The organism is Paenibacillus wuxiensis, from assembly GCF_040195695.1.
Lineage (GTDB): Bacteria > Bacillota > Bacilli > Paenibacillales > Paenibacillaceae > Paenibacillus_B > Paenibacillus_B suaedae.
Genome location: NZ_JBEFZI010000005.1, coordinates 330,713 through 343,755 on the forward strand (window position 1 = coordinate 330,713; position 13,043 = coordinate 343,755).

Below are 13,043 nucleotides of genomic sequence, written 5' to 3' on the forward strand. Positions count from 1 at the left end.
GATGGACATGTGCAGGAGACTTTCGATTTCCGCTAATCTATCAGAGATTGAACGGGCATTTGGCATTGAGCAGGTGCTCTACCCCTATCAACGGCGCTTCAACATTAGTCCGACGCAGACGGTGCCGGCTATTAGGGAGCTTGAGGGGAGACGTGTGTTGGATGAATACCGGTGGGGGATGGTACCCTTCTGGGGCAAGGATTCACTGAATGCTGATATTTATTCCATTCATACGAATTCAGCATACTGGAAGCTGACAGAGCGACAGCGGTGCATCATTCCGTGCAGCGGGCTCTATTATTGGCGGCAGGAAGGCAAAAAGAGTTACCCCGTTCATGTGGTGCTTCGCAAGCAAGGGATCTTCGGCGTAGCGGGATTGTACGAAGTATGGCGCGACGCACAAGGGAGAGTGCAGCAGACTTGTACGATGCTAATGGCGCGTTCCAATGAGCTAATTGCGGAATTCGAGACACGTATGCCAGCTATATTGGATCCTGAGGAGGCCGATGCGTGGCTTCGCCCAGTCTCGACTGAGATTGAGGCGCTTGCCAGACAACTGAGGCCCTATACTTCGGAACGGATGAGACTATACCCGGTTACTTCGCTGATTGAGAATGAGCAATATGATCATTCGGACTGCATTCAGGAATTGGATGTAAGGCTTGGTCGAGTTAAGGCCTGACAGCAGGGGGAAATAGGGTGTCTGCTGACGGTTCAGGATGCAGATGAACAATATCGCAAGAAACAACAAGGAACAATGCTCTTTGTGCAGCCTTGACTCGAACAATCGGGTCGAGGCTGTTTTGCTGAGCGGCGCTTATGGCGAAGTGGTTGCAGCTTGACATAGAGATACAGCAGGTATAGGATAACTTCTCCCTTTTATGTATGGTGAGCATGCTATAATAGCTTTTACAACTGAAGTTCGGTGAGTGAATTGGAGAGGGGAGATTTCCATGCAGCGTAAGCCTTACCCGGAATGGTCATGGTCGCCGTCGCGTCATGTGCTGTTCGAAGAGTGCAGACGCAAGTATTTCTATCATTATTATGCCTCGCACAATGGATGGTTTCGAGATGCGCAGCCATTGGCAAGGCAGGCCTATCAGCTGAAGCAAATGACCAACCTGCATCTTGTATTCGGAGAAGCGATGCATAAGATGGCAGAGGCTGTATTGATGCAGATGAACCAATCCAGTCGGGTGATGGACGCTGAGGACATCGTTCGGCGAGTAAGAAACTTGTTGAATCAGGCGTATACGGACTCGCTTGACGTGGAGGCATGGAGAGAACTTCCGAAGCAGCGCACAATGCTGCATGAAATGTACTATGGCAAACAACTGCCAGCCCGCACCATTGAAACGATTAAGGCTCGGATCCCGATACTGGCCGACCGTTTTCTGAACAGTCTCAGTGTGCAGCATTTTAGACAAGATTCGGGTGTCCGGCTTATGGAACTGGAACGCTTAAATACAATATTGTTAGCAGATACGAAAGTATATGTGAAGCTGGATGTCATGTTCCGTCAGGATGATCAGTACATTATTGTAGATTGGAAGACGGGGCAGGAGGATGAGCGCAATAAGACGCAGCTGCGCCTGTATGGATTATATGTGCACCGGGTGTACGGGGTTCCCTATGAGAAGCTTGATATTCGTACAGAGTATCTACTCAGCGGCAGCTGTGTAGAAGATCATGTACATGAAGAAGAGATGGAAGAGTTAGAGCGCCACGTCATAGATAGCATGCTGCTCATGCGTGACTACTTGGAGGAGCCGCTCCGCAATCAGCCGCTCTCGATTGAAGCATTCGAGCCGACCGAAGAGACTAGACGTTGTCGTCGTTGTCCTTTTTTGGAGATATGCGAATACGGGAACCGTAATGAGGCCGTATCGTAGCCATATGAATATAGACGCTTCCATCTCCACCAGTATAGTGGTTTTGGAAGCGTCTTTGCATTTTTTGTGGAAGACGGACCTGTTTGCTACTGACGAATACGAATTGGGGCAGTATGTGAGAGGGTTGAGGCTAGGTAGGAGCGTATTTTGGCAGAACATTAAAATAATCGTTTGAATTTATGAATGGAACCGTGTATACTACAACTACAGAAACATTCAAACATTCGTTTGATTATTGTAATGATTACGATTAAGCAGATAAAACACCTTCAATGCAATCATTCGAAATTAACGTGCTTAATCTTCAAGGAAATTAACAACAATATAGGTAATGAGGTGAATGCAATGGTTGCACAACGTTCAACGGAAGATCTGGAGAACATTCAATCGCATACGCTCGATAAAGAAGATGTATGTGAAATTGTATGTTATGACGCTGTTAAAATTAATGCTTTAAGGGGTCGGGTTGAAGACAACGAGGTACAGGGCATGGCTCAAATGTTCAAGGCGTTATCTGATCCGACACGGATGAAAATGGCATGCTTGCTGGATGAAGGGGAAGAGTTGTGCGTATGCGACATGGCGATATTGACAGGCCAATCGATTGCGACAACTTCACATCACTTGCGAGTGATGAAGAATCTAGGCATCGCGAAATCACGCAAGGATGGTAAAAATGTGTTTTACACCTTGAGTGACCATCATATTCGGTTGCTCGTTCGAATGACACTAGAACACTTGAGAGAGGAGCATTGTCATGACGACGCGGAGCACAGAAAAGGCTGATGAACGAATTGCATATCGGGTGCAGGGATTGTCGTGCGGCAACTGCGCTAGGGAAATGGAAGGCGAGATTCGCCGGTTGAAGCATGGCGAGGATGCCACATTAAGCTATAACAGCGGTACACTCAAGATGAGCAAGGACATTGATGTGGCTGCCGTAAAACGGATATTGCGTACAGATGGCGCCAAGCTGGTCGAATCAGGCGGAAGAGCTGCCGCAAGCGCTGCAAGTGCTCCAGTCCAAGGTCACATACAATGCGCTTGTGACGGTCATGACCATGAGCATTCCCACGAGGGGCATAGCCATGCAGGACATTCGCGCAGTCATTCCCATAGCCGCTCAGGTGGCAAGGCGCATCAACATGACCATGGGCATGACCACGGAGCCGAGGGTCATGGACACGATCACAGTCATGGGGATATGAATCGAATGAAGTGGCTGCTGGGCATCTCAGGCTTGCTCTATGTTGCAACATTTATTTTAGATAGCTCGCTGCCGAACGGTGTTCTGATAGGCATGTATCTGCTCGCGATGCTGCTTAGTGGATATGGCACCTTCATGAAGGGACTTCGCAATCTGCTGCGGCTGCGCTTCAATATGGACACTTTAATGACCGTGGCGCTTACCGGGGCAGTTGTTATCGGAGAATGGAAGGAAGCAACACTCGTTGCCATCTTGTTCGGATTGAATGAGATGCTGGAAGGCTACGGCATGGAGCGTGCTCGTCAGTCAATGGAAGCTCTGCTGGCGGTAGCTCCGAAGCAGGCAACTGTACTCCGCGAGGGGCAAAGTATTACCATTCCGATTGAACAGCTCGTTGCAGGAGACATTGTACTCGTTCGGCCGGGTGAGAAAATTCCTTCAGACGGTACGGTCGTTGAGGGGAACAGTGCTGTAAACGAAGCAGCCATCACTGGTGAATCGCTGCCGGTAGCCAAAGCGGCTGACGATGTTGTGTTCGGGGGCAGTGTGAACACGGACGGCATTTTGAAGGTTCGTATTGATAAAGCCTATGAAGATTCCTCATTGGCGAAGATTCTGCATCTTGTGCAGGAAGCTCAGGATACGAAGACGCCAACAGAGTTGTTCATCGATCGATTCGCTCGTATCTATACGCCAATTATCATGATTATTGCAGCACTAGTAATGCTTGTGCCTCCTCTTCTTATGGGTGGAGAGTGGTATAAATGGTTCTATCAAGGGCTTGCTGTTCTTATCGTCGGATGTCCATGTGCACTTATTCTTTCATCGCCAATTGCAATCGTCAGCGGAATTACACGCAACGCTCGCAACGGAATTCTGATCAAGGGCGGCGTCCATTTGGAGCAGCTCGGCAAGATTGAAGCACTGGCTTTTGACAAGACGGGTACGTTGACGAAGGGAGAACCTGCTGTACAAGATGAGGCAATTTATGATGAAGAACGCTTCTACCGCGTAGCTGGTTCTATTGAACAGGCTTCTCTTCATCCACTTGCGAAAGCTGTTATGCGTCATCTGGAGGCCAAGGGACGCACTTCCTTCGAAGAACCTACGCATAGTGAGACCATACCGGGAGAAGGCATACGGGCTGAAATCAACGGTGCTGTATACTGGGTAGGCAGCGAACGCGTCATTGATAAGCTGCAAGGCGGTTCTGCTGATCGAATACAGCAGGCGCGAGAGGCTGCAGAGCAGATGAAATCACGTGGATTAACCTTGGTAGTGGTTGTGTCTGAACAAGATGGTGAGCCGCTGGGTGTGTTCGGATTGGCCGATGAGATTCGTGAAGAGAGTAAACGGACGATAGCAGCACTGCACGCCGCTGGGGTGAAGCATACGGTCATGCTGACTGGCGACCACGCTCAATCTGCGGAGCAAGTAGCGAAGAACGTAGGCGTGACAGACTGGTATGCGCAATTGTTGCCACAACAGAAGGTCGACAAGATTAAGGAGCTTGGCAAAAAGTATCCGGTCGCCATGGTGGGTGACGGCATTAACGATGCACCTGCACTTGCTTCGGCTAGTCTAGGTATTGCGATGGGCAAAGGAACGGACAGTGCCGTTGAGACGGCAGATATCGTCCTGATGCAAGATCATCTTGGCAAGCTGCCAAGCGCCATTCGAATCTCGCATAAGGTCAACCGTATCGTACGCTGGAATATCGGACTTGCGCTGGGACTGAAGATCATTGCCCTGCTGCTTACGATTCCAGGTTGGCTGACACTTTGGATTGCCATCCTTTCTGATATGGGAGCAACCATTGTTGTTACCTTGCTCGGTATGACGGTACTCCTTGGACGAGATCGTGAGGAATAACGTGAGAACGTAAGAGATTGTTTCTATTGGGAAAAAGTAATCACCAGAAACCGTATATACCGCCTGTCTTCTCCATTTTCGGAGGGGCAGGCGGTTTTTGTAATTGAGGTTCTCTCTTACAAGCTTCAGGATGCGCGTGAGGCGAAATTTTTCTCAAATAGAAGATAGTTGTTGTCGGTTCTTCCTTGGTACACAAAGCCTGCCCCTCGATAGAATGATTCCAGTGCGGCAACACCAGCAAGGCAGTCGAGCCGGATGTTGTGCTTGTCTGGGAAATCAATACCGCTCTCGACCCAGGCCAATATGTCACGTCCGATCCCTTGACCCGCATAATGGCGGTTCACAGCCAGTCGGTGCACATATACAGCATCCTCCAATGAATCATTCCCCCATAGCATACGATCCCAAGGACTTGGCGTTGTTAACAGCATCACCATACCAGCAAGCTGCTCTTCCTGTTTGAACAGGAAGACATCGCCATTCAAAATTGCGTTTGCAGTCTGGTGAGAGTCTTGTCCCTCAAGCAATGGATTCCATTGCGTAGAGCCTTGTTCGTGAAGCCATCGTGCAGTATTATGCAGCAGCGCCATTACGTCCTCCGTGTCAGCTGGGAGTGCGCGAACAACGCGGAGCCCGTTAGGCAATGACTGATTTTGAATCAATCCTTCATTCACAACAATACCCCTCCATTTTTACGCCCTATGTCCATAATAGTTATTCGTGCTAAGGCGGTAATTATATTGAAGCTATTGTATCGCATCCACCTCGATTTTTGCACTGCTGATACGGAACACGGAAGCAGAAGCATTTCTAGAGTAAGAATGGGATCAGTCGGGCATCCTTACAAGATATGGATGGAGCAACTGGAGGTATATGTTCATGAATGAGGCATGGATGCCAGCACGGCAGATGAATAACAGGGATACAAGACAGAATAGGGATGCTGCGATGGCTGCGCAGAATGGGAGCATGGGAAATCGAAAATATGTCATGCGAGCGATATGCTGGGGAGTACTATTCTCATGCTTGCTGCTAGCAGGATGTGGATCTACGATGACCGTCTCCTCGGGGGAAGCAGCGTTTTATGCTGGAGAGCCATTGGTTAGTGAACAGGCAGTGCATTCCCCTTGGATCGCAACGAAAAATATGACTCGTATCAATACAGATGATCATGTGAAGGCAGCTGTCACCATATCTCGCACAGTATGGCCTGGGCACATCGATGAGCAGCGACCGAATGGCGTCGTGCTTGTGCCTGATGAGCAGTGGGCGACTGCGATGGCTGCGGCTGATTTGATTCATTTCCCTAACAATGGCCCTCTTCTCTATATCAAGACAGATCGATTGCCAGAGGAGACACGAGCAGAATTGCAGCGCTTGAAGCCTAAGGGAGCTCCTGATAATAAAGGGGTTCAAGTTATCGTTGTAGGCAAGGTAGATGGGGCAGTTATAAATGAAGTCAAGAAGCTCGGATTCAAGATGGACGTTATTGCTGGGGATAAGCCGGCAGAAGTGGCGGCAGCGATTGATGATTATTATGCTAGAGTGAGCAAGGAGCGGCCGATGTCGGTAATAATCGTCTCCTCAGATGAACCAGCTTATGCACTGCCTGCGGTCAATTGGATTGCACATATGCAGGAGCCTGTCTTGTATGTGAATAAGCAGGGAATTCCACAGGCTACGGCTGATGCGCTTGCCAAGCGCCGCAAGAAGGCGGTTATGTATATTCTTGGCTCGGAGAACATTATTCCACGGGAAGTGACCGATGAACTTGCAGTGTTCGGAAGGGTAGAGCGGATTGCTGCTGCGACGCCAGTCGAGCAGGCAATTGCCTTTGCGCAGTATAAGGACAAGAAAACGGGGTTCGGGTGGGGAATAACCACGCCAGGCCACAATTTCTCCTTCGTGAAGGAAGGAAATGAGTGGCTGGCGATCGCACAAGCCCCTTTTGCGCATCTGGGCAAACATGCCCCGCTGCTCTGGGTACAGGGGGATCAGGTGCCAATGGCGGTGTATGACTATGTGCAGTCGATCAGACCCTATTACGAGCATAGTCCAGTAGAAGGGCCATATAATGCAGCCTGGTTAACAGGAGCAGAAATGTCCGTTGTCCCACGAATTCAAAGTGAGCTGGATGCTTTGCTTGAAATTCAAGCGAGGAGCGGGGCAGGACACGGATCTACGCATCATCACAGTTCGTGATTCAGAATAACGCAGCATGCAAGCTTCCTTCCCCGACGCTGATTGTTTCGGAAGGAAGCTTGTTATATACGGAACGTTAGCTGAATAACGTGCAGGTACACGCTGACAAGCTATTCAAGGAGGTTGTTATCTTGCCCTCAGTTGTTGTAACATGCTGGGTGATTTCAAGCTGGTTGAGACGGCTTACTAGCTACAATTCGGAGCCGCTTATAATCGCCAGTCCACTCATCGTTATGATACAGAGCAGGTCGGCATTTTGCTTGAACCAATTCCATAAAGTCTGGAATATCCGCCGATGATAAGGATGAAGTAAAATCATGCGTGAAGGCATGCAGCCAATGGAGCAGACCGTTCTCACCGTCAGTCAATAACGTGGGGCGTTCGAAGTGAATCGCAGAGGTGACTTGAAATCCGGCCTGCTCAAGAACAGTGCTGTATTCGCCAATAGTTGGATAATACCAGGGATGAAGCGGCTTCGGATCGATACTGAAGTGTTGCTCTAGAACCTCCTCGATGGCTCGGACAATAACTTCCACATTCCCTTTGCCTCCAAGCTCTGCGACGAAGCGCCCGCCAGGACGTAGAGCGGTGTAGATATGGCGTGCGGCTGCTTCAGGCTTCTTTACCCAGTGGAGGGCGGCGTTCGACAATGCGGCATCAAATGATCCTGCGTAATGTCCGGGGCATTCGGCGGTGATATCCATGGGGATGAAGGTGAGGGAGGGATATTTGTTGCGTGCCTGCTCAATCATGTTGACGGATTGGTCGATTCCGACTACTCTGGCCCCTGCCTCTGCCATGTTAGCTGCCAAATCGCCCGTCCCGCATCCCGCATCAAGAATTCTCTCTCCTGGCTGTGGCGAGAGCCATCCTACTACATCTGTGCCATACTGCGATACGAATTGAAGCTTGCTGTCATACAGTACAGGATTCCAATGATGATCGGTTGACATTAGGCAACGCCTCCTCTTTTGTTACTTTCGATAGGATTGATCCACTTCAATTAGTATGACAGATGGGATGTATATAGGTGAAATATATAATATCTATATACTTTATAGTTTTTAATTATTAAAAGGCTAGGTTGTTGCTAAGTGATGGCAATCTTTGATAAATAATCTTTCATTTTGCACAAAAGAAATGGAAAAATGGACGGCTTTCCATTACATTTAAGGAAGGTGAAAAAAAGTTAGAAGAGGTGAATAGATTGGGTAAATCTTCAAAATCCAAACGTGCGAAGCAGCCTGGTCAGACTAGACCTTCAACTTCAGCATCCACTGCTGGACAATCCCGGCCAACGTCAGCTTCACGCAGCAATAAAAAGCGTAATGACCGCATCTTCATGTTCATGATTCCTGTGGCAATTGTGGTTCTGCTCGGACTTATATTTGTATTGAACAAGCAAGGGGAGCAGATCAAGCAGGATGAAGTCTTGAACAGACCTGCCGTTCAGTTCGATCTGACTGGACAGCCGACACTTGGTTCTACAGAGGCGAAGGTGTCAATTGTCGAATTCGGTGATTACAAATGCCCTGCATGTAAGGACTGGGAAGAAACGGTGTTCCCGCAGTTGAAGAAGGACTTTATCGATACGGGAAAAGTGAAGTTCACCTTCATTAATTACCCGTTCATTGACAACTCCTATTTAGCGGCGAATGCAGCAGAGGAAGTGTTCCGTCAGAAGCCGGAAGCATTCTGGCCTTATCATGAGGCAATTTATCATGCGCAGGGCAAAGAGCAAGACAATTGGGTGACAACCCCATTGCTCGTAGACCTAGCCAAGCAGGTGTCGTCAGACATCGATGTAGCGAAGTTGGAAGATGCAATTGAGAAGCAGGCGCACAAAGACGCTATCGCGCAGGATTTGAAGTTAAAGGATCTTGCGAAGGTATCAGGTACGCCATCTGTGTATGTGAATGGCAAAGAGTTTACAGGTCAATGGGACAGCTACAGTGAATTGAAAACGTTCATTGAGAACGTATTAAATGAAGCGAAATAGCATCTACAACGAGTATACAAGCGGTAAGTGATTCGTTCGTTATTAGTGTTATTCTTTTAAATCAGGAGGTAACGATATATGTCTGTAATCCGGCGTTATGCATTATATGTTGCTTGGATCATCTCCCTGATTGCAACTTGTGGAAGCTTGTATATGAGTGAACTATTGTTGTGGGAACCGTGCAAATTGTGTTGGGTTCAGCGGATATTCATGTATCCGCTCGTCCTTGTGCTGGGGATTGCCGCATACCGCAATGACCGCAGTATCGTTCGGTATACACTCCCGCTATCGATTATCGGCGGGTCAGTATCAACCTATCATTATTTGCTGCAGAAGGTACCGGGGATGGCAAGCTTAACTCCTTGCCGCTCTGGGGTTCCGTGTAATTACGATTATATGGAAGGCTGGATTACAATTCCGTTGTTGGCGTTTATTGCATTTCTACTCATCACGATTCTGCTGATCATCGCACGCAAAAACGAGCCAGAGGAATAAGGCGTAGGGTTGTCGACGAGGTGGGGGAGAAGGAAATGATGAAATTCGGATTGCAAATGAAAATGGTAGTTGGCATGCTGGTGGTGTCGGGCGTTACCTATGCGACAAGCGGATTTTTCATCTTCGTGCTGAAGCCGTACTTAGCACCGGGAATGAATGAACTGTTGTATGACGGCATCATCTTCATGCTCGGCATATTCTGGACCTGCTTGCTAGGTTGGCTTGCAGCACGCCTCATTGTGAAGCCGATTATTCAATTGACGAAGGCGGCAGACGAGGCGGCGCAGGGAAAGTTGAATGTGAGCCTACCGTCGTACCATTTCCATGATGAGGTCAATGTTCTGATTGCTTCTTTTGGCCAAATGGTACGCAATTTGCAGCATATGATTACGGAAATTAAAAGCAGTGTTGATATTACGACGCAAAATACTTCAACATTAAGCGGTGCCATGACTCAAGCGGCTCACCAGATCGAACAAATCTCCTGCGCGGCTGACGAGATGAACCGTGGAGCGGAGCAGCAGGCGATGTGGACTGCCTCAGCAGCTGATTCGGTGGAACAGATTCACGCCTCAGCTGCTGCCGTTCAGGCAAGAGCGGAAGAGACGGAGCGTATGACTCAAGATATGCTCGGAACGCTTGCAGACAGTGAGGAGATGTTGAAGTCGATCATTGATGGCATGCTGATGGCGGCTGAATCTGGACAGGCCTCGATAGACACGGTACAGCGGCTCAGCGAGCAGGCGGAACAGATTGGAGATATTTCGACTACGGTGCGAGAAATTGCTGATCAGACGCATTTGCTTGCCCTGAATGCTTCGATTGAAGCGGCTAGAGCAGGAGAGCATGGTGCTGGATTTGCCGTCATCGCATCCCAAGTTCGGAAGCTGGCGGAGCAGAGTGCTTCTGCGGTGAACAATATTAATGACCGTATCGTTCTGATGCAGTCTCAGGTGGAGCAGGCTGTTCGCTTGATTACGAAGCAAGTCGACATCGTAAGTGTTGAAGCGGCGAAGAAGGATGAAGCTGCAAATGCCCTGAGTGCTATCGCACATGTAACGAAGCAGGCTTCGAAGGCCGTTCATGATATTGCAAGTGAAGTAGAGCAGCAGACAGAGCGCTTCGCAACTACGCTGGAGCAGACACGGAGGATGGCTTCCATTGTCAATGAGATGGCGGAAGGCACTCGTCAGGTAGCGAGTGCGACACAAGAACAGACAGCTGTCATGGAAGAAATGGCTGCCTCCTCTGATGTGCTACGAGATCAAGCGACTCGTTTGCAGGCGCAGACATCGGCATTTAAGAATTAAAATAGGAAATCACCTAATTAATGGTGATTGAACGTAGACTTGCATCAGCCAAATGGATGCAAGTCTTTTCTTGTGACATTTGTTCATAAACTGGTATGTAAAATACATGTTCATTTGCGGCGAAATTGATATGATGGAGATATAAGTGCTTCACAATAAACGGTATAAGGCAGGAGGAGAACAAATCTTGACAACGCTTTCATGTGAAGGTCAGAAATTTATGCTTCAAGGCAAGCCTACACTGCTTATTTCTGGTGCTGTTCATTATTTCCGCATTGTGCCTGAATACTGGACAGATCGGCTTCGCAAGGTGAAAGCGATGGGCTGCAACTGCGTAGAGACATATATTGCTTGGAACGTGCATGAGCCGCGAGAAGGTCAGTTCAACTTCAAAGGAATGGCTGACATTGCGGAGTTTGTCCGCATTGCAGAGCGCGAAGGTCTGTACGTTATTGTGCGCCCAAGCCCTTACATATGTGCGGAATGGGAGTTCGGGGGGCTGCCGGCTTGGCTGCTGAAGGAAGATATGCGGCTGCGCTGCAGTGATCCTAGATTCCTAGAGAAGGTTTCCGCATACTATGATGCCCTTCTCCCGCAATTGAAGCCGTTGCTTGCGACAGCAGGGGGGCCAATTATTGCCGTGCAAATTGAAAACGAGTATGGCAGCTATGGCAATGATCAGGCTTACTTGCAAGCTTTGCGTGGCATGTTGGTAGAACGTGGAATCGATGTCCTATTATTCACTTCAGATGGTCCTGGCGATGATATGCTGCAGGGTGGGATGGCCGATGGCGTGCTCGCGACCGTCAACTTTGGTTCGAGACCGAAGGAAGCGTTTGACAAGCTGAAACAGTATCAGTCAGATGCGCCGCTTATGTGTATGGAGTATTGGAACGGTTGGTTCGATCACTGGTTCGAAGAGCATCATACGCGCAGCGCAGAAGATGCAGCGCAGGTGTTGGATGAGATGCTGGGAATGGGCGCATCGGTGAACTTCTATATGCTGCATGGGGGTACGAACTTCGGATTTGGCAGTGGAGCTAATCACGGGGGACGCTTCGAGCCAACGGTAACCAGCTATGACTATGATAGTGCGATTAGTGAAGCAGGAGATATTACACCGAAGTATCGGTTATTCCGAGAGGTAATCGGTAAGTATGTATCGCTGCCTGAAGGTGACCTGCCTGAGAATACGCCGAAGACAGCGTACGGTGAAGTCACAGTGAACCGAGCTGTGAAGCTGTTCGATACGCTTGCGTCTATGACGGATGTGAAGATGAGTATATGCCCGGAGCCAATGGAAATGTATGATCAGAATAATGGCTTTATCTTGTACTCCACTCAAGTGTCTGGTCCACGCACAGAATGCACGCTTACGATTCAGGATGTTCACGATCGTGCTCATGTATTCTTGGATCAGAAGCTAATCGGCATAGTGGAGCGCTGGGATCCCCAGAAGCTGGCGGTGACGATTCCAGAGGGTGGAGCGCGGCTTGATATTTTTGTAGAAAATATGGGGCGTGTCAACTATGGATCAGAGCTGTATGATCGCAAAGGGATTACGCATGGCGTTCGATTGAATGGGCAATTTCTGTTCCATTGGGAAGTGCGCAGTTTGGAGCTGGAGAATCTGAATGGCTTGCAATTCAATACAGCTGATTCTGGGTTGGAGGGAGAGCAGCCGGCATTCTACGAGGCTACGCTATCGATTCAAGAGCAGCCGCAGGATACATTCCTTCGCTTGGATGGATGGAAGAAGGGTGTAGTGTTCGTAAACGGCTTCAATCTCGGACGTTACTGGGAAGTTGGTCCGCAGCAGACACTGTATGTTCCAGCACCGATACTCCGCCAAGGAGAAAACCAAATTGTCGTATTTGAGCTGCACACACCGGGGGACAAGCTTATTTTTGAAGCGGTTCCGTCCTTATAATGCCATATGTAGATTGTCGGAAATACAGAGCAGCCTTTCTTCTTCCGAGAAGGGCTGCTCACTTATTTTGTTTCACAACAAGGTTGATAAAAAATAATTGCCATTCGAACAGCACAACATGTTGTGCAGTGTGTGA

11 protein-coding genes are annotated in these 13,043 nt (G+C 48.8%); 9 read left to right on the plus strand and 2 right to left on the minus strand.

Annotated elements, in window-relative coordinates; genetic code table 11:
* The first annotated feature begins 7 nt into the window (after window positions 1–7).
* From ABN764_RS13105 to ABN764_RS13120, 4 genes are all read left to right on the plus strand, one after another.
* On the plus strand, window positions 8–682 hold the full coding sequence (locus ABN764_RS13105) for an SOS response-associated peptidase (RefSeq protein WP_446672124.1): 675 nt from the start codon (window positions 8–10) through the stop codon (window positions 680–682).
* A gap of 271 nt (window positions 683–953) precedes the next feature.
* Entirely contained in the window at window positions 954–1,892 is a 939-nt protein-coding gene (locus ABN764_RS13110; protein WP_021256196.1) for a PD-(D/E)XK nuclease family protein, read from the plus strand.
* Window positions 1,893–2,237: 345 nt separating this feature from the next.
* Window positions 2,238–2,678 carry an ArsR/SmtB family transcription factor gene (locus ABN764_RS13115; RefSeq protein WP_446672125.1) on the plus strand — a complete coding sequence of 147 codons (441 nt, stop codon included), beginning with the start codon at window positions 2,238–2,240 and terminating at the stop codon, window positions 2,676–2,678.
* Complete coding sequence (locus ABN764_RS13120) at window positions 2,650–4,971, plus strand: heavy metal translocating P-type ATPase (protein ID WP_446672126.1); 2,322 nt, start codon at window positions 2,650–2,652, stop codon at window positions 4,969–4,971. Before ABN764_RS13115 ends, ABN764_RS13120 begins: the two co-directional genes overlap by 29 nt.
* Window positions 4,972–5,096: 125 nt before the next feature.
* Here ABN764_RS13120 and ABN764_RS13125 read toward each other — a convergent pair whose 3' ends face one another.
* Window positions 5,097–5,645 (minus strand): GNAT family N-acetyltransferase, encoded by a 549-nt coding sequence (locus ABN764_RS13125; protein WP_072731051.1) that lies wholly within the window; start codon window positions 5,643–5,645, stop codon window positions 5,097–5,099.
* 205 nt (window positions 5,646–5,850) lie between these two features.
* Here ABN764_RS13125 and ABN764_RS13130 point away from each other — a divergent pair, with 205 nt between their 5' ends.
* Window positions 5,851–7,173 (plus strand): cell wall-binding repeat-containing protein, encoded by a 1,323-nt coding sequence (locus ABN764_RS13130; RefSeq protein WP_446672127.1) that lies wholly within the window; start codon window positions 5,851–5,853, stop codon window positions 7,171–7,173.
* A gap of 164 nt (window positions 7,174–7,337) precedes the next feature.
* Here the strand turns inward: ABN764_RS13130 and ABN764_RS13135 are convergent, their stop codons facing one another.
* Complete coding sequence (locus tag ABN764_RS13135; RefSeq protein WP_446672128.1) at window positions 7,338–8,126, minus strand: class I SAM-dependent methyltransferase; 789 nt, start codon at window positions 8,124–8,126, stop codon at window positions 7,338–7,340.
* Between the two features lie 245 nt (window positions 8,127–8,371).
* On the opposite strand from ABN764_RS13135, the gene ABN764_RS13140 reads away from it, so the two are divergent.
* The 4 genes from ABN764_RS13140 to ABN764_RS13155 all read left to right on the plus strand — a co-directional run bounded on the left by ABN764_RS13140 (window position 8,372) and on the right by ABN764_RS13155 (window position 12,907).
* Window positions 8,372–9,172 (plus strand): DsbA family protein, encoded by an 801-nt coding sequence (locus ABN764_RS13140; RefSeq protein ID WP_446672129.1) that lies wholly within the window; start codon window positions 8,372–8,374, stop codon window positions 9,170–9,172.
* Window positions 9,173–9,250: 78 nt separating this feature from the next.
* On the plus strand, window positions 9,251–9,667 hold the full coding sequence (locus tag ABN764_RS13145) for a disulfide oxidoreductase (RefSeq protein WP_021256189.1): 417 nt from the start codon (window positions 9,251–9,253) through the stop codon (window positions 9,665–9,667).
* A 35-nt stretch (window positions 9,668–9,702) separates the two neighbouring features.
* Window positions 9,703–10,977, plus strand: a complete 1,275-nt coding sequence (locus ABN764_RS13150) for a methyl-accepting chemotaxis protein (RefSeq protein WP_446672130.1) — start codon at window positions 9,703–9,705, stop codon at window positions 10,975–10,977.
* Between the two features lie 187 nt (window positions 10,978–11,164).
* Window positions 11,165–12,907 (plus strand): glycoside hydrolase family 35 protein, encoded by a 1,743-nt coding sequence (locus ABN764_RS13155; protein WP_446672131.1) that lies wholly within the window; start codon window positions 11,165–11,167, stop codon window positions 12,905–12,907.
* Window positions 12,908–13,043 lie beyond the last annotated feature (136 nt).